Below are 20,931 nucleotides of genomic sequence, written 5' to 3'. Positions count from 1 at the left end.
GTGTGCATGCCCTTGTATGTCTCACAGGGCACTGAGCAGGCGGCGGGCACTGGTCGCCACCATCAAGCTTCAAGTTGGTGGATGGACGCGGTGCATGAACTCAAGGTTCAAGGTGAGAGTTGACCGCAGAGCGATTCTCGGCGCAGTTGCCAACCAAAGGTCGAATCAGTGTCAGACATCTTCATGCAGCTCTGCCAGTTGCCTGCAGGCCCGGATGTTGATCGCCACGAACTCATCCCAGGTGCACTGGGTGTGAAATCGCAGCACATACTGTCGGTCGACCCGGCAGATGTCGGGCCGCGACGCATAGATTGTGCAATGCCGGCTGGTTGCATCGAAATGTCTGCAACTGCCGTTGCCACCGTCCAGGAACGCGGTTTCAGGCGACCGATGTACCTGCTCGCAACACAGCCCACACCTACGGCACCGCATCGCAAGGCAAACCGGCACACAGGCTGAAGCCCCAGCGCATTGAGGCAGAGAGGCCCGTCAAGGGGACAGCGCCGGGCGCGGCTCCGACCGATCCCGACGAACCGGAGTCCGCAAGCTGATCCGACAGGAATGAATGGGGTAATCATCGAGTTATTGGGGTAATGAAGATCAAACATACCCCAATATGCGGTAGTATTACCCTATTCTTCCTCGTCCGGATGCTGCTGCATGCAATCACTCTCGCCAGACTACCTCGCCAAGCTGCGCTTCGACGCGCAGCAACTGGCGACGTTGCGCGCCCTGGGTGAGTACAGGGGCAGGGGCACGATGGTGTAGAGGTTCGTCACGTCCCAGCCCTCTTTGAGCATGTTGACGTGGATGACGATCTCGGTGGGTTCGTCCACGCTCTCAACCGCCAGGAGCTTGGAGATCATCTCCTCCTCTTCGGCCCCCGTGCGGCTGGAGTCCACCTGAATCACCTTGTCCGCATAGCGCCCTTCATAGAAGGCCGATGACTCAATCAGCGTCTTCAGCTGCGAGGCATGCGTGGTGTCGCGTGCGATCACGAGCATGAAGGGCTTGACCACCTTCACGCCGTTCTCTCGGGCATAGGTCAGCAACTCGACCTTGGTGGTCTCGTGCAGGCGAACACCATCTTCCAGCTTGATCTTTTCGATCTCTTCAGCCGAGTGCGCCTTGGCGTCGAAATTGCGCTGGGTCACGGCCGCAGGCTCTTTGACGAAGCCGTCTTCCATCGCCCGCGCCAGTGGGTAGTCCATCACGACGTTCTTGAAGGGCACAGGGCCGCGCGTGGATTCCACGAACGGGGTGCCCTGCGGCTTTGTAGGGGCTCATGTAGATGCCCTTGCTGGGATGCCAGAGCACTTTCTCGTGGTGGACCACGCCATCGAGGTCTAGGTAGAGGATCACGTCGGCGCTGCGGGGCGTGGATGCCGGAACGTAGAGGGGTTGGTGCTCGCAGGGCATGGCAGGCTCGGCGAATGGGAAGGTGCCTGCGCTTAAGAGAATGTGCCGGATTGCGCCTGCAGCAGCATGCCGCGCAGCAGTTCCAGGCCACCGGGCTCTTTCAAGACGCCCAGGGGGCGCCTTTGGCCGAGTCCGGAGATAAGGCTCACCAACCCGTGCTCCAAGCAGGCCCGTATATCAAAGCCCTGCGAGTTGCCTGACTCATCAACCATGCGTTGCACGAGCGCGGTGAGGGAGGTGATGTCTTCGTTGGAAGTCATGAACCACCTCAACGCTTGCCCGCAAGCGGGGCAATAACGGCATCAAAGGACGTGGGGGCGAATCTTTGATCGTGCAGCCAGGATGCCCTGTCATACACAAAACCCGGGAACTCCTTGTCCAGAGTGGTTTGCCGCAGGATGAGTTGGCGTGCGAAGTGCGCCAGCTGGGCAACTTCCCGTTCGTTCCGAACTTCCAGCGGCGCCACCAGGCTCACCCCCATGGCCCAGCTCAGGCGCTGCCACTTCCACGAAGGGTGAACCTCCAGGTCAATGCCTTCCTGGCACAGTCGCGTCTCGATTTCCAGGAGTTTGGCGTAGTAGCTTCGCTGCGCCTCCGAAGGTTCGCGACTGGTGCGCTAGACCATTGGCGACGACGCCTAGCACGCCCCCCGGCTCACCTCAGCACCTGGACCGAGGCCTATGCAGCCGCAGGGCATGCCGTTTTGCTCTACGGCCAAGCGTCGATCCTGGCGGGGTTTGACGGCGAGGAGCGGCCGAACTTCCGGTTGACGGATTGGCCGGATGAATCCGGGGCACTCATCGTGGAGGCTGGGTGCGGCAACAGCTTTCAGCCGCATGGCGTGATCGATTTGCACCCTACGGTAGGGATGGCGGCCGGGTTGGCACTCGATACGCTGCTGGACAAGGTGCCTGCCTCGTGTCGCCGCGTGTGGATGGGCGACCCCGCAGTGGTAGAAGCCAACGGCGGCATACTACGAGAGACCTTCACCGACCAGCTGACGGTGCGCGAATTTGTCTGGCCATGATCTGTTTGTTTGCAAAGCCGATGCCCAAGCACTCGATCGTCGGGCATCTCGCCGACACCTCTCAAGCCCTTTCGATTTCCCGACTGGCCTTGCAACACGTCAGCCGACACCGTCAGTCCACCCCTTGGGCGACCGAGGCTGGCGGCCAGCTGTTCGGCACGCTCAATGCCGCACAGGTCTGCGTGACCGAGGCCTCCGGCCCGTATGCCGGCGACGAGCGCTCCAGGTATCGCTACCGATCCAACCCCGCTGCCGCCCAGCGCGCGATCGAAGACCGACACAAGCGAGGGCTACTGTACCTGGGCGAGTGGCACACGCACGCTGAAGACTACCCCTGCGCTTCGGGGCTCGACGACGACGCCATGCGCCGTCTGGTCGCCAGTTCGCAGTTGAACAGCAACGCGCTGCTGATGATGATCGTGGGTCGGGCACCAAGCGCGGCAGGTCTCGCGGTGTGGAGCGTCTCCAGTGAGGCCGCTCGCCGATGGATTCTCAGCGCGAACCCGGAGGAAACCTGACATGAGCATCGGCGTCGCGCTTGTCATCGCCATGCTTTGCCAACTCCTGAAGGATGCGCTGTTCAGACTGGGTTGCCCTGGCATAGTCGCACGACTATTCGCCTGACCGGGAACGACTGCTTTCGCGCGCTGCAGTCACTTACCGGTCAAACTCGAACGGCAGCAATCAGCCTGAAGGAGACCGCCCCACCGCCCACACACCTTCGCTATCAGGAACGAAAAGCGCCTCAACTGAGGCGCTTTGACATTTCTTAATGTGATATTTCTCCGATGGACGTTATTTGCCCCCGACGAACTTTATTTGTTGGAGTCAGCCACTTTTGACACCTTTTATTTTTCTTTGACACTTTATATTTCTACGGTCAGCGCCGCCCCAAGAGCGCTTCGGTCATTCGACCGTCACGCTCTTTGCCAGGTTGCGCGGCTTGTCCACGTCCGTGCCCCGGGCGCAGGCCGTGTGGTAGGCCAGCAATTGCAGCGGCACCACATGCAGCAGCGGCGAGAGCTGGCCGTAGTGCTCGGGCATGCGGATGACGTGGATGCCCTCGCTGCTGTCGATGCGGGTGTCGGCGTCCGCCAGCACGTAGAGCACGCCGCCCCGCGCGCGCACTTCCTGCATGTTGCTCTTGAGCTTTTCGAGCAGCGCGTCGTTGGGCGCCACGGTCACCACGGGCATGCTGCTGGTCACCAGCGCCAGGGGCCCGTGCTTGAGTTCGCCCGCCGGGTAGGCCTCGGCGTGGATGTAGCTGATTTCCTTGAGCTTGAGCGCGCCCTCCAGCGCGATCGGGTAATGCAGCCCGCGGCCCAGGAATAAGGCGTTCTCGCGCTTGGCGAAGTCCTCGGCCCAGCTGATGAGCTGGGGCTCCAGAGCCAGTACGGCCTGCAGCGCGACCGGCAGGTGGCGCATCGCCTTGAGGTGCTGGCCTTCCTCTTCCTCGGTCAGGCGGCCCTTGGCCTGCGCCAGGGCCAGCGTGAGCAGGAACAGGCCCGCGAGCTGCGTGGTGAAGGCCTTGGTGGAGGCCACCCCGATCTCCACCCCGGCGCGCGTGATGTAGGCCAGCGCGCACTCGCGCACCATGGCGCTGGTGGCCACGTTGCAGATGGTCAGCGTGTGGCGCATGCCCAGCCCCTGCGCATGGCGCAGCGCGGCCAGCGTGTCCGCGGTTTCGCCGGACTGGCTGATGGTGACCACCAGCGCGCGCGGGTTGGGCACGCTGGTGCGGTAGCGGTATTCGCTGGCCACTTCCACCTGCGTGGGAATGCCTGCGATGGCTTCGAGCCAGTACTTGGCGACGCAGCCGCTGTAGTAGCTGGTGCCGCAGGCCAGGATGAGCACCGAATCGATCTCCTTGAACACGCGCCAGGCGGCAGTGCCGTCGGCGCCGTCGAACAGCTCGGGCACGATGCCCTGCAGCCCCTCCAGCGTGTCGGCGATGGCGCGCGGCTGCTCGAAGATCTCCTTTTGCATGTAGTGGCGGTAGGGCCCCAGCTCGGCCGCACCGCTGTGGGCCTGCACCGTGCGCACGGGGCGCTGCGCCAAGCCCAGGGGCTGGCCGGCGGCGTCCGTGATCCAGTAGCGGCCCAGCTGCAGGTCCACCAGATCGCCTTCTTCCAGGTAGACGATCTGGTCGGTCACCCCGGCGAGCGCCATGGCGTCGCTGGCCAGGAAGTTCTCACCCTCGCCCACGCCCAGCACCAGCGGCGAGCCCGCGCGGGCGCCGACTACGCGGTGCGGCTCGTCCTTGTGCATCACGGCGATGGCGAAGCTGCCCTGCAGCTGCGCCACGGCGGCGCGCACGGCCTGGAACAGATCGCCCTCGTACAGGCTGTCCACGAGGTGGGCGATGACTTCCGTGTCGGTCTGGCTGGAAAAGACGTAGCCGCGCGCCTGGAGCTGCGCGTACAGTTCCTCATGGTTCTCGATGATGCCGTTGTGCACCAGCGCCACGCGCCCGGCGCGCACCGCCTCGGCGGGGGCCACGCCGGGGCCGTGGCTGAAATGCGGGTGCGCGTTGTGCACCGCCGGCGCGCCGTGCGTCGCCCAGCGTGTGTGCGCGATGCCGGTCGCGCCCTGCAGGCCGCCGCTGGCCACCTGCTCCAGCAGCTCTGCCACACGCGCAGTGCTGCGCGCACGCTGCAGGCCGCCGGTAGGCCGGTCGCCCAGGCTGGCCTCGTGCACGGCCACGCCGCAGGAATCGTAGCCGCGGTATTCGAGCCGCTGCAGGCCCTGGACGAGAAGGGGAACGATGTTGCGCGTGGAAACCGCGCCGACGATGCCGCACATGGATGGCTCCGGTCAGATGGGATTGGACGGATGCTAGAGAGGCATCGAGGAAATTACAGATCTCTTTTTCCTTGATTTCGAAATAAAATTTCTCATCAACCCATGAATGAAATTTAATTCCAATAATCTCCATCAATGGAAATTTCCCTTGACGCCATCGACCTGCAGTTGCTGGACCAGCTGCAGCGCGACGCCACGCTGAGCAACCAGGCGCTGGCCGAGCGCGTGCACGTCTCCCCCCCGACCTGTCTGCGGCGCGTGCGGCGGCTGCAGGAGTCGGGACTGATCGAGCGGCAGGTAGCGCTGCTCCAGCCCGACCGGCTCGCCGCGCTGCAGGGCCATGGCCTCACTGCCATCGTCGAAGTCTCGCTGGACCAGCAGGGCGCCGAGCACCTGGCCGCATTCGAGGCCTGTGCCGTGCAGGACGACGGGGTGCAGCAATGCTGGCGCGTATCGCCCGGGCCGGACTTCGTGCTGGTGGTGCACACGCGCGACATGCCGGGCTACCTGGCGCTGTCGCAGCGCCTTTTCACGCAGGACGCCAACGTGCGCAACGTCCGCGCCTTCTTCGCCACCCACCGCGCAAAATTCGAGACAAAACTGCCTCTGGCGCTTGGCTGACAAGCGCAAGCAGCTATCAAAGAAGAAGCACTCCAGCCACAGGCCTTGCGCTGCGGCCGGGTCGGCTCCATCTCTCCTCTTTATAGTGGGCACCGGGCCTGGTGCCCCGCATGGAGGACGCATGGAGTTCAAGGATTACTACCAGATCCTGGGCGTGGAACGCGACGCCACGGCCGCCGACATCAAGAAGGCCTACCGCAAGCTCGCGCGCCGCTACCACCCCGACGTGAGCAAGGAGACCGACGCCGCCGCGCGCATGGCCGAAGTGAACGAGGCCAACACCGTGCTCTCGGACCCGGAAAAACGCGCCGCCTACGACGCGCTGGGCCGCGCGGCGCCGCACCAGGCGGGCCAGGACTTCCGCCCGCCGCCGCACTGGGATGCGGGCTTCGAGTTCACCGGCGCGCCGGGCGGCGGCCAGGGCATGGACGGCGCCGAGTTCAGCGACTTCTTCGAGCAGCTCTTCGGCCAGGCGGCGCGCGCGCGGCGCCCGGGCGGCGCCAGCGCCCAGGGCGGCGGTGCGCAGCGCGGCCGCGACCACCACGCCCGCATCGAACTGGACCTGCGCGACGCCTACCACGGCGCCGAGCGCATGCTGACGCTGCACGGCGCGCGGCTGGACGATGGCGGCCGCCTGGTGAACGAGGAGCGGCAGCTGCAGGTCAGCATCCCGAAGGGCGTGCGCGAAGGCCAGCTCATCCGCCTGGGCGGCCAGGGCGGCCCGGGCCTGGGCGGCGCGCCCGCAGGCGACCTGTTCCTGGAGGTGCAGTTCAAGCCCGACACCCGCTGGCGCGCCGAGGACCGCGACGTGTACCAGTCCGTCACCCTCGCGCCCTGGGAGGCGGAGCTGGGCGGCCCCGTGGAGGTGGAAACGCCCGGCGGCAGCACGGTGGAGGTCACCGTGCCCGCCCGCTGGAAACCCGGGCGCAAGCTGCGCCTGAAAGGACGCGGCATCCCTGCCGCCACGCCGGGCGACCTGTACCTGGAGCTGCACGTGGCCCTGCCGCCCGCCGCCACCGACGCCCAGCGCGAGGCCTACCGCGCGCTGGCGCAGGCCTTCCCGCACTTCCAGCCCCGCACCACGCAAGGAACCTGAGCATGGCAACGCACGCCCCTTCCCCCCGCAGCGCCCTGGCCGAGCTGCTGGACGAGCAGACCCGCCTCACGCTGGACGACCTGGCCCGCGCCTGCTGCATGGAGCGCGGCTGGGTGACCGAACGGCTGGAGGCCGGCCTGCTGCACGGCGAGCACGCCGAAGGCCGCTGGCAGTTCAGCGCCACCACCGTGGTGCGCGCCCGGCGCCTGGCGCGCCTGGAATCCACCTTCGACGCCGACCCGCAGCTGGCCGGGCTCACGACCGACCTGATCGAGGAAGTCACGGCGCTGCGCCAGCGCCTTCGCCAGCTGGAAGCGCTACTGGGCCGCTGACGGCGGCGCCGGCCAGTCGAGGCGCACGGTGCAGCCCGCGCCCGGCGCGGCCTGTGCGCTGATGCTGGCGCCATGGCGCTGCGCAATGGCCTGGCACAGCGCCAGGCCTGCGCCCACGCCGTCGAATTCCGACTCGCGGTGCATGCGCTGGAACACGCCGAACAGGTGCTGCGCGCGCGTGCCGTCGAAACCCACGCCGTTGTCCTGCACCGTGACCGTCACGCGGCCCGCCACATCGCCGGGCGCGGCCCGTACCGCCACGCGCGCGTCCGGCTGTCCGTGCGTGAACTTGAGCGCATTGCCCAGCACCTGCAGCAGCAGCTGGCGCAGCAGCCCCGCGTCGGCCCACACGGCGGGCAGGTGCGGGGCGACATCCCACTGCACATCGCCCGCGGCGCGGCCGGCCTCGGCGGCCGCCAGCTCCGTGCGCGCCTCGCGCACGGCTGCATCCAGGTCCACCGCCTCCAGGCGCAGCGGCGCGCGGCCGGCCCGGGCGATGGCCTGCAGGCCGTCGAGCATCAGCCCCATGCGGCGCGCGGACTGCTCCATGGTGGCCAGGAAGCCCAGCGCTTCGCCCACCTGCGGGTACTGGCCGGGCAGCTCCTGCAACACCTCGCGCACCAGCGTGCCGTAGGAGGTGACGTGGCGCAGCGGCGCGCGCAGGTCGTGCGACACGCCGCGCAGAAAGGATTCGTGCGCGGCGGCCATGTCGTCGATGCGCTGGTGCGCCTCGGCCAGCTCCGCGCGCAGCCGCTCGGTTTCCGTCATGGCTTGGCAGGCCGCTTCCAGCCAGCGATGCTCACCTGTTTGCCACGCGCAACGGTAAGCGCGCCAGGCGCCGTACTCTCGGTGACGGTGGAGCCCCCGCCTACGGTGCCTCTCGCGCCGATGGTCACGGGCGCCACCAGCACGCAGTTGCTGCCCACGTGCACGTCGGCCTCGATCACGGTGCGGTGCTTGTTCGCGCCGTCATAGTTGGCGGTGATGCTGCCCGCGCCGTAGTTCACGCGCTCGCCCACCGTGGCGTCGCCCAGGTAGGCGAGATGGTTGGCCTTGGCGCCGTCGGCCAGAGTGGAGTTCTTCACCTCGACGAAGTTGCCGATGTGCACTTCGCGCCCCAGGCGTGCGCCGGGGCGCAGCCGTGCGAAGGGGCCGATCAGCGCACCCTCTCCCACGTGGGCGCCGGCCTTCTCGCCGTCGATGTGGGTGAAGGGATGGACGACCGCGCCGGCCGCGATGGTCGCGTTGGCGATGCAGCAGTAGGCGCCGATGCGCGCGCCCTCGCCGATCTCCACGCGGCCGGTGAAGATGCAGCCCACGTCGATCTCCACATCCTGCCCGCAGTCCAGCACGCCGCGCACGCCGGTGCGCGCGTCGTCGCGCAGGTCGAAGCGCGCCGGATCGGCCAGGCGCACGCCCTGCTCCATGAGCGCGCGGGCCTGGGCGGCCTGGTGGGCGCGCTCCAGTTCGGCGAGCTGCAGCGGGCTGTTCACGCCCGCCACCTGCAGCGCGTCGTCGATGCGGTGCGCCACCACGGGCACGCCATCGGCCACGGCCCGGGCGACGATGTCGGTCAGGTAGTACTCGCCCTGGGCGTTGTCGTTGGTCAGCCGCGCCAGCCACGGCGCCAGCAGGCGCGCGGGCACGGCCATGATGCCGCTGTAGACCTCGGTGATGGCGCGTTCGTCCGCGCTGGCGTCCTTGTGCTCGACGATGCGGCGCACGGTGCCGCCGTCGCCGCGCACGATGCGGCCGTAGCCCGTGGGGTCGGGCAGCGTCACCGTGAGCAGGGCCAGCCGCCCGCCCGCGCTCGCCTGCACCAGCGCGGCCAGCGTGTCCGCGCGCGTGAGCGGCACGTCGCCCGACAGCACGACCACCGTGCCGTCGCCCGCCAGCCGCGGCATGGCCTGCTGCACTGCGTGGCCGGTGCCGAGCTGCGGCTCCTGGCGCACGCATTGCAAGTCAAATGTGCCTCCAGCGCTTGCCACGCCTGCGCAAGCAGCTTCCACTTCGATAGCACCATGGCCCGTCACCACCACCACGCGGCGCGCCTGCAGGCTGGCGGCCTGGTCCAACACGTGGTGCAGCAGCGGCCGGCCTGCCAGGCGCTGCAGGACCTTGGGAAGGCGGCTTTTCATGCGCGTGCCCTTGCCCGCGGCCATGATGATGATGTCCAGTGCTGTCGTCATGTGGATGGGTGGAGAGAACAGGGGCGCGGGGCCCGCGCGATGCTCCGCGCATTATCCGGCGCCATGCCGCGGGAGCGGGGGCGGGCATGTCAATAAAAGTTGCATGGCACCCTCCACGCCGGGCGCCCACAAAAAAAAGCTGCCAGCGCCCTCCTACGGGCACTGGCAGCCATCGAGGCCCTATCGCAGCCGCAGCCGCCGCGTCAGGCGCAGCAGGTGTCGCGGTCCGCCGCCGCAGCCTGCCGCCGGGGCGCCGCGGGCTGGGCCTGCGCTGCGCCCGCGCGGCGCCACTGGTACTGCAGCGGCTGCGGCCCCATGGGCTCGACCACCGCATGCTGGCCCGGCGCCACGCCCACGCTCTGGCCCGGGTGCAGCACCACGTCGCCGGATTCCTCGCACCAGCCGTGGGGCCCGTCGTTCAGCGTGACCCAGGCCTGGCCGCTGACCACGCGCAGCACCATGGCGGCCTTGGGGTACAGGCTGTGCGCCGCGCCCACGGCCAGCGTGCAGGCCTCGGGGCCGACGGTACCCACGGAGGCGGAATGTTGCGAATTCAGAACGTGCGAGGCGGTCATGGCGGTCTCCAGGTAAACCCTTGAATGGCTGCCAGTGTGCGCCGCGAGAGGCCAGCCAGTCCAATGAAAACGGGCCGCCTTATCGATTCATGAATCGCATCAATTGCGGAGCGCCTGCGACACCTGTCCTTCACCGTTAATACGCGCAGCCTGCGGAGCACTACCGCGATCGATGAAATCACGCTAGGATTTTGATTCCCTTTCCTCATTAATACGCCATGCCCTCGCTCCCGCCTCCCATCGCCCATCTGCGCACCCGCCCCGTGGCCGTGGGGCACTGGCGCGCCTTCCTGGCCGTGGCCCGGCACCTGAACTTCCGCGCGGCGGCGGAAGAACTGTCGCTCACCCAGTCGGCCGTGAGCCGGCAGATCCAGGCCCTGGAGGAGGAGGTGGGCGTGCCGCTTTTCCTGCGCCACACGCGCGCGGTGGAGCTCACCAGCGCGGGCGGGCAGTTGCAGCGTGCCGTGGGCCCGGCGCTGGAGCGCATGGACGCCGCCGTGCGGCTGGTGCGCCAGACGGCGGGGCGCAGGAGCGTGGCCATCACCACCTGGGCGAGCTTCGCCTCCATGTGGCTGATCCCGCGCATGGAGGAGTTCCAGCGCGACAACCCGGACATCGACATTCGCATCGACGCCAGCGACACCATCGTCGACCTCGACACCTCCGACGTCGACCTGGCCCTGCGCTCCAGCGTGCCCGCCAGCGTGGCGCCGGGCGCGCAGCGCCTGTTCGGCGAGCAGCTCGCGGTGGTGGCCAGCCCCTGGCTGCTCAAGAGCGCGGCGCCAATCAGCTCGCCCGAGGACGTGGCGCAGTTCACCCTCATCGAGGCGGGCGACGCCTACCGCATGCCGTATTTCGAGTGGATCACCTGGCGCCGGTGGTTCGACCTCAACGGCCTGGGCCGGCTGCAGCCCAAGCGCTGGCTGTACTTCAACTATGCGCAGCAGATCGTGCAGGCCGCCCTGGCCGGCCAGGGCTTGGCGCTGGCGCGCATGCCGCTCATCGCGGAAAGCCTGGCCTCGGGCGATCTCGTGGAGGTGCTGCCCGGGCACCGGCTGGACTCGCCCCTGGTCTACTGGCTGGTGGTGGGCCCGCGCAGCAGCCAGCGGCCCGAGATCCAGGCCTTCTGCGCCTGGCTGCTGCTGCAGGCGCAGGCCACGCGCCAGGCCATCGGCGAGGTGCCGGACCCGGACCTCAACGACAACCTGGACTGATCGCTTCCATTTTTATAGCTGCCAGCGCTTTTCAGACAAGCGCTGGAGGCCAATTTTGCTCTACATCAAGCCAGCGTCACGCGCGCGAACTTGCGCTTGCCCACCTGCACCACGTAGCTGCCCGCACCCAGCTTCAAAGCCTTGTCGCCGACCACGGAGCCGTCCACGCGCACGCCGCCGCCGTCGATCAGGCGGTTGGCCTCGCTGGTCGAGGGCGCGAGGTTGGCCTGCTTGAGCAAGGCGCCGATACCCAGCGGGGCGCCGGCCAGCTGCACCTCGGGGATCTCGTCGGGCACCCCGCCCTTGCTGCGGTTGGCGAAGTCCTGCTCCGCTGCGTCGGCCGCCTGCGCGCTGTGGAAGCGCGTGGTGATCTCCCTGGCCAGCATCACCTTGGCGTCCTTGGGATTGCGCCCGCCTGCCACCTCCGCTTTCAGCGCGGCGATCTCGGCCAGGCTCTTGAACGACAGCAGCGTGTACCAGTCCCACATCAGGTCGTCGGAGATCGACAGCACCTTGGCGAACATGGTGTTGGCCTCCTCGGTGATGCCGATGTAGTTGTGCTTGGACTTGGACATCTTGTCCACCCCGTCCAGCCCCACGAGCAGGGGCATGGTGAGCACGCACTGCGGCTCCTGGCCATATTCCTGCTGGAGGTGGCGGCCCATGAGCAGGTTGAACTTCTGGTCCGTGCCACCCAGCTCCAGGTCGCTCTTGAGCGCCACCGAGTCGTAGCCCTGCATGAGCGGGTAGAGGAATTCGTGCACGCTGATGGACTGGCCCGCGCTGAAGCGCTTGTGGAAGTCGTCGCGCTCCATCATTCGCGCCACGGTGTAGCGGGCCGCGAGCTGGATCATGCCGCGCGCGCCCAGGGCGTCGCTCCATTCGCTGTTGTAGCGGATCTCGGTGCGCTGCGGGTCGAGCACACGCGCCGCCTGGGTGTAGTAGGTCTCGGCGTTCAGCTTGATCTGCTCGGCCGTGAGCGGCGGGCGGGTGGAGTTGCGGCCCGAGGGATCGCCGATCAGGCTGGTGAAGTCGCCGATCAGGAAGATCACCTGGTGGCCCAGGTCCTGCAGCTGGCGCATCTTGTTGAGCACCACCGTGTGGCCCAGGTGGATGTCGGGCGCCGTCGGGTCCAGCCCCAGCTTGATGCGCAGCGGCTGGCCGGTCGCCTCCGAGCGCGCCAGCTTGCGCGTCCACTCGTCCTTGGGCAGCAGCTCGTCAGCGCCGCGCAGCGAGACTTCAAGCGCTCGTCCTACACCTTCGGTTACCGGGAATGTTGTAACAGCAGATTGATTCATAAGGGTTTTCTGGGGTGTAATGGGCGCTGCCGGGACTATACTTCCGGCCACTTTTCCAGCGGTGGATTCTAGTGGGCCCGCCCACCTGCCCAGGCTCTTGCCTCCTCTGCCGCACACCGATTCCTGATGCTTCCCGCCCTGAGACTTCCGCCTTCGCGGAGGGCCAGGAAGCACATTTGTTTGGGGTAAGACTCTTGAACAACGGCTTGACCACCGCCTGCCTGGTTCTGCTGGGCCATTTGAAGCAATCCGTTCAGAAGCATCCGAAGCGCATTACCGCCGCCGTGGCGTCCGTGCTGCTCACAGGCGGTGGCGGTGCTTTTGCCGTGGCGTCCCTCGCTCCGGACCCGGCCGACCTGCCCGTGACCACCGTCACCCACGCCGTGGAATCGCTGGCGGGCGACGAGCCCCTGTCGGCCCTGGTGGACATGCCGGGCTATTCGCTCTACCGCTCCGATACCACGCGCAGCGCCGACACGGCCGAAAGCCTGCTGCAGCGCCTGGGCATCGCCGATCCGGCCGCCTCGGCGTTCCTGCGCGGCGACGGGCTGGTGCGCCAGAACCTGCTGGGCCGTGCGGGCCGCTCCGTCTCCGCCGAAACCTCGGACGACCATCGCCTGCTGCGCCTGTCCGCGCGCTGGGCGCCGGACGACAGCGGCTATTTCAAGCGCCTCGTGGTCGAGCGCAAGGAAGGCGGCGGCTTCGCCTCGCGCATCGAGACGGCGCCGCTCACCGTGGGCAGCCGGCTGGCGGGCGGCGTTATCCGTACCTCGCTGTTCGCCGCCACCGATGCCTCCAACATTCCCGACGGCGTGGCCGTGCAGATGGCCGAGATATTCTCCAGCAACATCGACTTCCACCGCGCGCTGCGCAAGGAAGACCGGTTCTCCGTCGTCTACGAAACCCTGGAGGCCGACGGCGAGCCGCTGCGCAGCGGCCGCGTGCTGAGCGCCGAGTTCCACAACAACGGCAAGACCTACGATGCCCTCTGGTTCCAGGAAAGCGGCGCGGCCAAGGGCTCGTACTACACGCTGGATGGCGAGAGCATGCGCCGCGCCTACCTCACCTCGCCGGTGGAGTTCTCCCGCATCTCCAGCGGCTTCTCCATGCGCATGCACCCCATCCACAAGACCTGGCGCGCCCACCTGGGCACGGACTTCGCCGCACCCACGGGCACATCCGTGCGCACAGTCGGCGACGGCGTGGTCGATTTCGCCGGTGTGCAGAACGGCTATGGCAACGTGGTCTACGTCAAGCACCGCAACCAGCACGTCACCGTCTACGCGCACCTGAGCCGCATCGACGTATCCAAAGGCCAGGCCGTGGAGCAGGGCCAGAAACTCGGCGCCGTGGGCTCCACGGGCTGGGCCACGGGGCCGCACCTGCACTTCGAGTTCCGGGTGAACGGCGTGCACCAGGATCCGATGACCATCGCCCAGCAGAGCGAAGCCGCACAGCCCGTGTCGGGCGCCTCGCGCGCCACCTTCAACCGCCTGGCGGCCAACATGCGCGTGCAGCTCGCCTCGGCGGCCCAGTTCCAGCTAGCCAGCGCGGACTGATCTCCCTGCGCCCATGCACAGCCAGGCGCGGTGGTTCATCGGGCTGATGTCGGGCACCTCGCTCGATGGCATCGACGGCGTGCTGGCCGATCTTTCAGACTCGAATTGCCGCGTGGCGCAGCATGTATCCGCGCCGCTAGCGCCTGATTTAAGAGCAGAGCTGCTCGCCCTGAACACCAGCGGCCCCGACGAGCTGCACCGTGCAGCGCTGGCCGCCAATGCGCTGGCCCGCGCCTATGCCGACGTCGTTCGCCAATTGCTGGACCGGGCGGGAATGCAGCCGCACCAGGTGCTGGCTGTTGGCGCCCACGGCCAGACGGTGCGCCACCGTCCCCAGGCCTTCGATGGCACCGGGTACACGCTGCAGATCAACAACCCCGCCCTGCTGGCCGAATGCTGCGGCATCACCGTCGCGGCCGACTTCCGCAGCCGCGATGTGGCGGCAGGCGGCCAAGGCGCGCCCCTCGTCCCCGCCTTCCACCGGAGCGTCTTCGGCCAGGCGGGGCGCACCGTGGGCGTGCTGAACGTCGGAGGCATTTCCAACCTGAGCGTCTTGCGCGCAGATGGCGCCACGTTCGGGTTCGACTGCGGGCCCGGCAATGCGCTCATGGACCAGTGGTGCCAGCAGCACACGGGCCAGCCCTTCGATGACGCCGGCGCCTGGGGCCGCAGTGGACAGGTCCTCCCCGCCCTGCTGGAAGCCATGCTGTCCGAGCCCTTCCTCACGCTCGCTCCTCCGAAGAGCACGGGGCGCGACCTCTTCAATACGCCGTGGCTCGAACGGCATGTATCCGCCACGCAGGCACGCCGCCCCCAGGATGTCCAGGCCACGCTGACCGAATTCACCGCCCGCGCTTGCGCGCAGGACTTTGCGCGGCATGCCCCCGGCAGCGATTTGCTCATCGTCTGCGGTGGCGGCGCGCTGAACCGCTACCTGATGGAACGCCTGCAGGCCCTGCTGCCCCGCGTATCCGTCGAACCCTCCAGCCGCCATGGGCTGCCGCCCCAGCAGGTCGAGGCCGCCGCCTTCGCATGGCTGGCGCGCCAGTGCCTGGAAGGCCAGCCCGCCAGCAGCCCCGGCGTCACGGGCGCGCGCGGCCCCCGCATCCTGGGCGCGCTCTACCGCGCATGAAAAAGCCGCCCGGAGGCGGCTCTCGTGGGTGCGAGAAGCTTCTGCTTTCAGGCGGAGAAGCTGGACCCGCAGCCGCAGGTGGTCTGGGCGTTCGGGTTCTTGATGACGAACTGCGCGCCCTGCAGGTCTTCCTTGTAGTCGATTTCCGCGCCCACCAGGTACTGGTAGCTCATCGCATCGATCAGCAGCGACACACCGTTCTTGGTCATGGTGGTGTCGTCTTCGTTGGTGATCTCATCGAAGGTGAAGCCGTACTGGAAGCCCGAGCATCCGCCGCCTTGCACGAAGACGCGCAGCTTCAGGTCGGGGTTGCCCTCCTCAGCGATCAGATCGGCCACCTTGGCGGCAGCGCTGTCGGTGAAGACGATGGGGGCGGGCATGTCGGTGGGGGTATTTTCGGCAACGGCGCTCATATGAGGCTCCTTGGGGCAATCTTGTGCACGATGGTAAGGCAATGCCGCATGGCGTGCGCTCAAGTGGCGTTTGACGCCAGCTTCAGTGTGGGCTTTTCCTCCAGCAACAGCGTGCTTGCGGGGCACATCTGCCCAGAGATCACGGCACCCTGGTGCATTTCAAGGGCCTTGTAATGCACATTGCCCATGATGCGCGCCTTGGGCTGCACTTCCAGCAGTTCGGCCGCGTGCACCGGCCCCTCGACCGTGCCGTTGACGATGACGTGCGAGGCATGCAGCGCTCCCTGGACCCGCCCCAATTCGGACACCACGAGGATGCTGGGCTCCACGGTGGAACGCACATCCCCCACGACCTCGCCGTCGATCCGCAACCCGTCGGTGAACGACAGATCGCCCTGCACGTGCGTCCCCTGGGCGATCAGGCTTTTGATGGGCGGCTGTTTCTTGCGAGAAAACATGCAGGATCTCCTGGGGAAGGGGTGCCAGCGGGTCCGCAGCCGGGCCCGTGCAGGCTCATTCGAGGGTGAAGGTCTGGATGGCACGCACGGAGGAGCCCTCCAGCAAGCGTGCCGTCACGGTTTTTACCATGGCCCGCGCAGGCAGGTTCACCACGCCCTGCATCCGGCGGTATTGCTGGAACTGCACGGGCTGGTCGACCGCCGGCGACTGCGATGCCCAGGGCGCGCCGTCCAGCGAGCCGGCCAGCACCAGTTCCAGCCGCCCCTTGAATTCGGGCGCATTGCGCATGGGCTGGATGGCCAGCACCTGCCAACGCAGCTGCGCTCCATCGCCCAGCACCTCCGCATGCAGGCCGCGGATGCTCAACGCCTTGCCGACCTTGGTGGCGGGAATGAGCTTCTCGAAGAAGCCCAGGTCGTCGCGCAGGCTGCGGTTGTCGGCCTCCAGTTGCCGGACCTGCTCGGACAACCGATCCATCGCCGCACCCTCGGCCGTGCGCAGGCTCTTGGCAGCAATGCCCTGGTCCTGGAACCGGTGGTTTTCCTCGCGCAGCTGCGCCACCTCGGCACGCAGGCGCTGCAGTTCCTCTCGCGCGCCTGAATCCAGGCCCGCAATGCTCTTGCCGAACTCGAACGCCCACAGCGCCACGGCACCACACAGCCCGAGCACCACGGCGGCGCTCAGCCAGCGCAGCGGCCAGGGCATGGCGCTGCGGATGGCGACCCGCGGGGCGCTGATGGTCAGGCGGCGGCGCAACAGGCGAAAACGCATGGGGGGAGCCTCCAGAGCGTGGCGAAAAAGAAAAAACCGCCACGCAGGCGGTTTTTTCGACAGGGCTCGAAACTTAGCGCTTCGAGAACTGCTTGGCGCGGCGTGCGGAGTGCAGGCCGACCTTCTTACGCTCGACCTCGCGGGCATCGCGGGTCACGAAGCCGGCAGCGCTGAGCTGGGGCTTGAGCGTCGCGTCGTAGTCGATCAGAGCGCGGGTGATGCCGTGGCGGGTGGCGCCGGCCTGACCGGACTCACCGCCGCCGTGCACGTTCACCTGGATGTCGAAGGTCTCGACATGGTTGGTGAGCACCAGCGGCTGCTTGGCGATCATGATGGAGGTTTCGCGGCCGAAATACTGCTGAATGTCCTTGCCATTCACAGTGATCTTGCCGGAACCCTTCTTCAGAAACACGCGGGCGACGCTGGACTTGCGACGGCCGGTGCCATTGTTCCATTCACCAATCATTTCAGCTCCTTAGATTTCCAGAGCCTTGGGCTGCTGGGCGGTGTGCGGATGCTCCGCGCCGCCGTAGACCTTGAGCTTCTTGATCATGGCGTAGCCCAGGGGGCCCTTGGGCAGCATGCCCTTGACAGCCTTCTCCAGCGCGCGGCCGGGGTGCTTGGCCTGCAGGTCGCGAAAGTTGGTGGCCGTGATGCCGCCGGGATAGCCGGAATGGCGGTAGTACACCTTGTCCAGGGACTTGGTGCCGGTGACCTTGAGCTTGGAGGCGTTGATGATGACGATGTAATCGCCAGTATCGACGTGAGGCGTGTAAATGGCTTTGTGTTTGCCGCGCAGACGGAGGGCAACTTCGCTGGCTACCCGGCCGAGCACCTTGTCGGTGGCGTCAATCACAAACCACTCGTGCACGACCTCAGCGGGCTTTGCGCTGAATGTGGACATGAGTTTCTCTTTGCAAGAGGGGGTTTGGCGGTCCTTTTCCACGGTCGGTGCCTCTCTTCTGGAGGCCTCTTAGGTGGCAGATGAAGTCTTCGCCGCGGGACCAGTAAATCGCTGCGAAGCCGCGCATTATACAAAAAAGCCCGCGCCGGACCACCTCCGGCCGCTACTGCGCGTAGTCCTGCCGCCGGCGGGCCTCTTCCTCCTGCTTGCGGCGGTTCTCCACGCACACGGGATGGCCGGCCATGCCAGCCTTCTGGCACTCCTGGTGGATGCACATGGGCCGGGCGAAAAAGCCTGCGGAAGCGCAAACCTCGTCAGGCCCCGGCTGCCGCGCGGGCGCCGGCCGGGGCGGCGGAGGCGCGGGCACCGCAGGCTCCGGCACCGCTGTGCGCACCTCCTGGGCCGGCGCCGCAGCGACGGGCTCGGGATCCGCCTTGCGCTGCGGCCGGCCTCGTTGGGACGCCATGGATCGCTCTTGCACGGCAGATGCCTGCGCCACAGGCGCCTCCAGCAGTGTCGTGTCATGCACCACAGGGATCAGTTCCCCTGCGGCCGCAGACGCGGGCGCCGGCTCGGCCCACTCGGTGATGATTTCGCTTTCCGGCGTGTACCGGGGGCGCGGCGCCGAACCTGCCTCCCACCACAGGCCAGCCCCTGCGGCGGTCATGGCCAGCAGGCCCGCCAAGGACCACAAGGCCAGCGAACGCCCACGCGCGCGCGGCGGCTTGCCGGAGTGCGGCCCTGCGGGTTCATGCGGCCTGCGGGTGTCCTTGCGGGCATGGCGCCGGCGCACAGGCTGCTCTTGCGGCTGTTGTGTCGGCGCCCACGACGCATCCCGGGTGTCCGCGAAGGCGGCAGGGTCCTGCGCCACGGTTTCCTGGAAAGCCGGCGATGGCTCCTCGTCCCGCGCCGCCGTGCTGCGGTCCGCCTGCTGCACCGTCCGCACGGCCGCGCGCTGGGCCAGTACATCGGCCAGGGGCTGCGAGACCAGGGGCTGCGACAGCGCCGTGATGTCGATCACCGCGGTCGCCACGCCCTGGTCATCCTTGTCCGACGGCTCGACCCAGATATCGCCCAGGTCCGCCCGGAAATCGAAATGCTCCAGCCCCGCGGGAGCGGATGTCATTTCCATGCGCTGCAGGAACGCGTCGATGGACTGTGGCCGGTCTTCGGGCTGCAGCGCCAGCGCCTGCGAGATGGCTTCGATGAACGGGCGCGAATACTCCACACCGAACTGCTTGCGCACCGTGCGCGCCACGCGGGAGAAAGACACCATGCGGTCGCGTATGGCCCGCAGGGTCGCGGGCAGCGGCGTGTCGTTGCACAGGCACCCATGCACCACGGCGCCCAGTGCATACAGGTCGCTCCACGGCCCCTGCCGCAGATGGCTGGCCGCGTCCGTGTACTGCTCTATGGGAGCGTAATTGACCTTGAGCACGGCCGTGTGCCTGCGCTCGCGGTCGCTGATCGCATGGCGCGCCGCGCCCAGGTCCAGCAGCACCGGGGGACCGTTGTCCTGCAGGAAGATGTTGTCGGGCGAGATGTCCCGGTGCAGCGTATGGCCCTCGTGCAGCACGCGCAGCGCGCTGGTCACGGACCACAGCACCTTGCGCAGCCATGCCTCGGGAGGCGGCGTGCGCATGTGGGCGCGTGCCTGCTTGAGCGTCATGCCGCTGTAGAGCGGCATGACCATGTAGGCCGTCTGGTTCGCCTCCCAGAAGCGGAACACCTTGACCAGCGAAGGATGGTCGAATTGCGCCAGCAGGCGCGCCTCCTCCACGAACGAGGCCAGGCCCGCCTGGAACGACTGCTCGTCCGAGGAGGAGCGCACCCACAGCGACTGCCCATCCGCCCGCCCGGCCAGCGCGGCGGGCATGTATTCCTTGATGGCCACGAAGCGCAGCAGGGAATGGTCGAACGCCTGGTACACCATTCCGAAGCCGCCCACGCCCAGCAACGTCACCACCTCGAACTCCCCCAGCCGTGTGCCCGGCGGCAGGGCATCGACGTGGTGCGCGATGCTCGCTGGCGTGGTGCGGAGGGATGGGGTGGACATGGTGGCGGGATCGTACGGCGGCTTGGGGCCCTGAGGCGTGAACGGCCGCCATGATGCGCCATGCGCTGCCCCGGCTGGCAACAAAGCGCATCCTGTCTGCCAAAAACATCACTTCGCGGCCGCGCAGATGCCGCATTGCGCCGCGGGCGCCGAAGGCGTCCCCACTGGTTACCATCGGCGGATGTTCAGTTATCGCCACGCCTTCCATGCAGGCAACCACGCGGACGTGCTCAAGCACACCGTGCTCATCGCGGCCTTGCAACACTTGCTGCAAAAAGACGCAGCCCTGACCGTGGTGGACACCCATGCCGGTGCCGGCCTGTACCGCCTCGACGGCGACTACGCCACCACCAGCGCCGAATCCACGGACGGCGTCCTGCGGCTGGCGGCCGCCGCCGCCACGCTCGCACCGGCCTTGCAGGATTACCTGGACATGGTGCGCGCCTTCAACCAGGGAAACAACCTGCGGGTCTATCCCGGTTCCCCGTTCATCGTGCAGCGGCTGCTGCGGGAGCACGACAAGCTCAAGCTGTTCGAGCTGCACCCCACCGATACGCGCTCCCTCGCGGCGAACGTGGCCCAGCTCGACGCGGGCCGCCAAGTGGCCGTGCTGCACGAGGACGGTTTCGAAGGCGCCAGGAAATTCTTGCCCCCACCGGCCCGGCGCGCGCTCCTGCTCTGCGATCCCAGCTATGAAATCAAGAGCGACTATGGGCGCGTGCAAGACCTGCTGGACGAAGGCCTGCGGCGCTTCGCCACGGGGGTCTACGCAATCTGGTACCCCATCATCCCCCGGCCCGAAGCCCACGACCTGCCTCGCCGCCTCAAGGCGCTGGCCCACAAGGCGGGCAAACCGTGGCTGCACGCCACGCTGACCGTCAAGTCGAGCAAGATACCTTCCGCCGCCAGCGAGGGCCGGCGGCCGGGGCTGCCCGCGAGCGGCATGTTCCTGGTCAACCCGCCCTATCCGCTGCAAGCCGCGCTGAAGGCCTGCCTGCCGCAGATGGTGGAATTGCTGGGGCAGGACCGGAACGCCGCCCACACGCTGGAAACCGGCAGCTAAC

The 20,931-nt window shown here is 67.5% G+C and carries 23 protein-coding genes and 1 pseudogene; 9 read left to right on the top strand and 15 right to left on the bottom strand.

Going from position 1 to position 20,931, the window contains the following annotated elements; genetic code table 11:
• Positions 1-171: 171 nt before the first annotated feature.
• From AVS7_RS25410 to AVS7_RS24805, 4 genes and pseudogenes are all read right to left on the bottom strand, one after another.
• On the bottom strand, positions 172-432 hold the full coding sequence (locus tag AVS7_RS25410; RefSeq protein WP_082176260.1) for a YkgJ family cysteine cluster protein: 261 nt from the start codon (positions 430-432) through the stop codon (positions 172-174).
• Between the two features lie 317 nt (positions 433-749).
• Positions 750-1,262 (bottom strand): annotated as a pseudogene (locus tag AVS7_RS00630) (type III restriction endonuclease subunit R); the annotation flags it as partial.
• Positions 1,263-1,451: 189 nt separating this feature from the next.
• A complete protein-coding gene (locus tag AVS7_RS00625; protein WP_024000714.1) occupies positions 1,452-1,679 on the bottom strand; it encodes a hypothetical protein in 228 nt (75 codons plus the stop codon).
• A gap of 8 nt (positions 1,680-1,687) precedes the next feature.
• On the bottom strand, positions 1,688-1,900 hold the full coding sequence (locus tag AVS7_RS24805) for a hypothetical protein (protein ID WP_020226566.1): 213 nt from the start codon (positions 1,898-1,900) through the stop codon (positions 1,688-1,690).
• A gap of 33 nt (positions 1,901-1,933) precedes the next feature.
• Here AVS7_RS24805 and AVS7_RS24220 point away from each other — a divergent pair, with 33 nt between their 5' ends.
• Both AVS7_RS24220 and AVS7_RS00610 read left to right on the top strand, forming a co-directional pair.
• Entirely contained in the window at positions 1,934-2,446 is a 513-nt protein-coding gene (locus AVS7_RS24220; protein WP_024000713.1) for a hypothetical protein, read from the top strand.
• Complete coding sequence (locus AVS7_RS00610) at positions 2,443-2,964, top strand: Mov34/MPN/PAD-1 family protein (protein WP_049696815.1); 522 nt, start codon at positions 2,443-2,445, stop codon at positions 2,962-2,964. Before AVS7_RS24220 ends, AVS7_RS00610 begins: the two co-directional genes overlap by 4 nt.
• Before the next feature lie 388 nt (positions 2,965-3,352).
• Here AVS7_RS00610 and glmS read toward each other — a convergent pair whose 3' ends face one another.
• Entirely contained in the window at positions 3,353-5,248 is a 1,896-nt protein-coding gene (gene glmS / locus AVS7_RS00605) for a glutamine--fructose-6-phosphate transaminase (isomerizing) (RefSeq protein WP_020226563.1), read from the bottom strand.
• Positions 5,249-5,383: 135 nt separating this feature from the next.
• Here glmS and AVS7_RS00600 point away from each other — a divergent pair, with 135 nt between their 5' ends.
• The 3 genes from AVS7_RS00600 to AVS7_RS00590 all read left to right on the top strand — a co-directional run bounded on the left by AVS7_RS00600 (position 5,384) and on the right by AVS7_RS00590 (position 7,297).
• Entirely contained in the window at positions 5,384-5,869 is a 486-nt protein-coding gene (locus tag AVS7_RS00600; protein ID WP_020226562.1) for an Lrp/AsnC family transcriptional regulator, read from the top strand.
• Positions 5,870-5,990: 121 nt separating this feature from the next.
• Complete coding sequence (locus tag AVS7_RS00595) at positions 5,991-6,965, top strand: DnaJ C-terminal domain-containing protein (protein ID WP_020226561.1); 975 nt, start codon at positions 5,991-5,993, stop codon at positions 6,963-6,965.
• Positions 6,966-6,967: 2 nt separating this feature from the next.
• Entirely contained in the window at positions 6,968-7,297 is a 330-nt protein-coding gene (locus tag AVS7_RS00590; protein WP_020226560.1) for a chaperone modulator CbpM, read from the top strand.
• On the opposite strand, the gene AVS7_RS00585 is transcribed toward AVS7_RS00590, so the two are convergent.
• From AVS7_RS00585 to AVS7_RS00575, 3 genes are all read right to left on the bottom strand, one after another.
• Positions 7,283-8,065 carry an ATP-binding protein gene (locus tag AVS7_RS00585; RefSeq protein WP_020226559.1) on the bottom strand — a complete coding sequence of 261 codons (783 nt, stop codon included), beginning with the start codon at positions 8,063-8,065 and terminating at the stop codon, positions 7,283-7,285. The genes AVS7_RS00590 and AVS7_RS00585 overlap by 15 nt on opposite strands.
• Entirely contained in the window at positions 8,062-9,486 is a 1,425-nt protein-coding gene (gene glmU / locus AVS7_RS00580) for a bifunctional UDP-N-acetylglucosamine diphosphorylase/glucosamine-1-phosphate N-acetyltransferase GlmU (protein WP_020226558.1), read from the bottom strand. Before glmU ends, AVS7_RS00585 begins: the two co-directional genes overlap by 4 nt.
• 203 nt (positions 9,487-9,689) lie before the next feature.
• Positions 9,690-10,061 (bottom strand): DUF2917 domain-containing protein, encoded by a 372-nt coding sequence (locus AVS7_RS00575; protein WP_020226557.1) that lies wholly within the window; start codon positions 10,059-10,061, stop codon positions 9,690-9,692.
• A 218-nt stretch (positions 10,062-10,279) separates the two neighbouring features.
• On the opposite strand from AVS7_RS00575, the gene AVS7_RS00570 reads away from it, so the two are divergent.
• Positions 10,280-11,275, top strand: coding sequence for a LysR substrate-binding domain-containing protein (locus AVS7_RS00570; protein ID WP_020226556.1), 996 nt, complete (start codon positions 10,280-10,282; stop codon positions 11,273-11,275).
• A gap of 65 nt (positions 11,276-11,340) precedes the next feature.
• Here AVS7_RS00570 and tyrS read toward each other — a convergent pair whose 3' ends face one another.
• Entirely contained in the window at positions 11,341-12,573 is a 1,233-nt protein-coding gene (tyrS, locus tag AVS7_RS00565) for a tyrosine--tRNA ligase (RefSeq protein WP_020226555.1), read from the bottom strand.
• 194 nt (positions 12,574-12,767) lie between these two features.
• On the opposite strand from tyrS, the gene AVS7_RS00560 reads away from it, so the two are divergent.
• Together AVS7_RS00560 and AVS7_RS00555 are read left to right on the top strand one after the other, a co-directional pair.
• A complete protein-coding gene (locus AVS7_RS00560) occupies positions 12,768-14,132 on the top strand; it encodes a M23 family metallopeptidase (RefSeq protein WP_020226554.1) in 1,365 nt (454 codons plus the stop codon).
• A 13-nt stretch (positions 14,133-14,145) separates the two neighbouring features.
• On the top strand, positions 14,146-15,264 hold the full coding sequence (locus tag AVS7_RS00555; RefSeq protein WP_020226553.1) for an anhydro-N-acetylmuramic acid kinase: 1,119 nt from the start codon (positions 14,146-14,148) through the stop codon (positions 15,262-15,264).
• A gap of 47 nt (positions 15,265-15,311) precedes the next feature.
• Here the strand turns inward: AVS7_RS00555 and erpA are convergent, their stop codons facing one another.
• The 6 genes from erpA to AVS7_RS00525 all read right to left on the bottom strand — a co-directional run bounded on the left by erpA (position 15,312) and on the right by AVS7_RS00525 (position 19,867).
• The gene (gene erpA / locus AVS7_RS00550; protein ID WP_020226552.1) at positions 15,312-15,677 is read right to left on the bottom strand and encodes an iron-sulfur cluster insertion protein ErpA; all 366 of its coding nucleotides are present in this window, start codon (positions 15,675-15,677) and stop codon (positions 15,312-15,314) included.
• Positions 15,678-15,736: 59 nt separating this feature from the next.
• Positions 15,737-16,135, bottom strand: a complete 399-nt coding sequence (locus AVS7_RS00545; protein ID WP_020226551.1) for a polymer-forming cytoskeletal protein — start codon at positions 16,133-16,135, stop codon at positions 15,737-15,739.
• A 55-nt stretch (positions 16,136-16,190) separates the two neighbouring features.
• Positions 16,191-16,907 (bottom strand): DUF6776 family protein, encoded by a 717-nt coding sequence (locus tag AVS7_RS00540; protein WP_020226550.1) that lies wholly within the window; start codon positions 16,905-16,907, stop codon positions 16,191-16,193.
• Between the two features lie 73 nt (positions 16,908-16,980).
• Positions 16,981-17,373, bottom strand: a complete 393-nt coding sequence (rpsI, locus tag AVS7_RS00535; protein ID WP_020226549.1) for a 30S ribosomal protein S9 — start codon at positions 17,371-17,373, stop codon at positions 16,981-16,983.
• A gap of 9 nt (positions 17,374-17,382) precedes the next feature.
• Positions 17,383-17,811, bottom strand: a complete 429-nt coding sequence (gene rplM, locus AVS7_RS00530; protein WP_011804079.1) for a 50S ribosomal protein L13 — start codon at positions 17,809-17,811, stop codon at positions 17,383-17,385.
• A gap of 163 nt (positions 17,812-17,974) precedes the next feature.
• Positions 17,975-19,867 carry a serine/threonine-protein kinase gene (locus AVS7_RS00525; RefSeq protein WP_020226547.1) on the bottom strand — a complete coding sequence of 631 codons (1,893 nt, stop codon included), beginning with the start codon at positions 19,865-19,867 and terminating at the stop codon, positions 17,975-17,977.
• 181 nt (positions 19,868-20,048) lie between these two features.
• On the opposite strand from AVS7_RS00525, the gene AVS7_RS00520 reads away from it, so the two are divergent.
• A complete protein-coding gene (locus tag AVS7_RS00520; RefSeq protein WP_020226546.1) occupies positions 20,049-20,930 on the top strand; it encodes a 23S rRNA (adenine(2030)-N(6))-methyltransferase RlmJ in 882 nt (293 codons plus the stop codon).
• Position 20,931 lies beyond the last annotated feature (1 nt).

It is taken from the genome of Acidovorax sp. MR-S7 (assembly GCF_000400995.2).
Classification (GTDB): Bacteria; Pseudomonadota; Gammaproteobacteria; order Burkholderiales; family Burkholderiaceae_C; genus MR-S7.
The sequence above is the reverse complement of the archived record's forward strand: the minus strand, read 5'-3'. Positions and strand labels throughout refer to the sequence as shown.

What these genes read in the sequence shown, in the direction of transcription:
- AVS7_RS00600 (WP_020226562.1), top strand. Translation starts at nt 5,384, where the DNA reads ATGGAAATTTCCCTTGACGCCATCGACCTGCAGTTGCTGGACCAGCTG.
- glmU (WP_020226558.1), bottom strand. Translation starts at nt 9,486, where the DNA reads ATGACGACAGCACTGGACATCATCATCATGGCCGCGGGCAAGGGCACG.
- AVS7_RS25410 (WP_082176260.1), bottom strand. Translation starts at nt 432, where the DNA reads ATGCGGTGCCGTAGGTGTGGGCTGTGTTGCGAGCAGGTACATCGGTCG.
- AVS7_RS00595 (WP_020226561.1), top strand. Translation starts at nt 5,991, where the DNA reads ATGGAGTTCAAGGATTACTACCAGATCCTGGGCGTGGAACGCGACGCC.
- AVS7_RS00545 (WP_020226551.1), bottom strand. Translation starts at nt 16,135, where the DNA reads ATGTTTTCTCGCAAGAAACAGCCGCCCATCAAAAGCCTGATCGCCCAG.
- AVS7_RS00585 (WP_020226559.1), bottom strand. Translation starts at nt 8,065, where the DNA reads ATGACGGAAACCGAGCGGCTGCGCGCGGAGCTGGCCGAGGCGCACCAG.
- rplM (WP_011804079.1), bottom strand. Translation starts at nt 17,811, where the DNA reads ATGTCCACATTCAGCGCAAAGCCCGCTGAGGTCGTGCACGAGTGGTTT.
- AVS7_RS00540 (WP_020226550.1), bottom strand. Translation starts at nt 16,907, where the DNA reads ATGCGTTTTCGCCTGTTGCGCCGCCGCCTGACCATCAGCGCCCCGCGG.
- rpsI (WP_020226549.1), bottom strand. Translation starts at nt 17,373, where the DNA reads ATGATTGGTGAATGGAACAATGGCACCGGCCGTCGCAAGTCCAGCGTC.
- erpA (WP_020226552.1), bottom strand. Translation starts at nt 15,677, where the DNA reads ATGAGCGCCGTTGCCGAAAATACCCCCACCGACATGCCCGCCCCCATC.
- AVS7_RS00625 (WP_024000714.1), bottom strand. Translation starts at nt 1,679, where the DNA reads ATGACTTCCAACGAAGACATCACCTCCCTCACCGCGCTCGTGCAACGC.
- AVS7_RS00575 (WP_020226557.1), bottom strand. Translation starts at nt 10,061, where the DNA reads ATGACCGCCTCGCACGTTCTGAATTCGCAACATTCCGCCTCCGTGGGT.
- AVS7_RS24805 (WP_020226566.1), bottom strand. Translation starts at nt 1,900, where the DNA reads ATGGGGGTGAGCCTGGTGGCGCCGCTGGAAGTTCGGAACGAACGGGAA.
- AVS7_RS00610 (WP_049696815.1), top strand. Translation starts at nt 2,443, where the DNA reads ATGATCTGTTTGTTTGCAAAGCCGATGCCCAAGCACTCGATCGTCGGG.
- AVS7_RS00525 (WP_020226547.1), bottom strand. Translation starts at nt 19,867, where the DNA reads ATGTCCACCCCATCCCTCCGCACCACGCCAGCGAGCATCGCGCACCAC.
- tyrS (WP_020226555.1), bottom strand. Translation starts at nt 12,573, where the DNA reads ATGAATCAATCTGCTGTTACAACATTCCCGGTAACCGAAGGTGTAGGA.
- AVS7_RS00520 (WP_020226546.1), top strand. Translation starts at nt 20,049, where the DNA reads ATGTTCAGTTATCGCCACGCCTTCCATGCAGGCAACCACGCGGACGTG.
- glmS (WP_020226563.1), bottom strand. Translation starts at nt 5,248, where the DNA reads ATGTGCGGCATCGTCGGCGCGGTTTCCACGCGCAACATCGTTCCCCTT.
- AVS7_RS00555 (WP_020226553.1), top strand. Translation starts at nt 14,146, where the DNA reads ATGCACAGCCAGGCGCGGTGGTTCATCGGGCTGATGTCGGGCACCTCG.
- AVS7_RS00570 (WP_020226556.1), top strand. Translation starts at nt 10,280, where the DNA reads ATGCCCTCGCTCCCGCCTCCCATCGCCCATCTGCGCACCCGCCCCGTG.
- AVS7_RS00590 (WP_020226560.1), top strand. Translation starts at nt 6,968, where the DNA reads ATGGCAACGCACGCCCCTTCCCCCCGCAGCGCCCTGGCCGAGCTGCTG.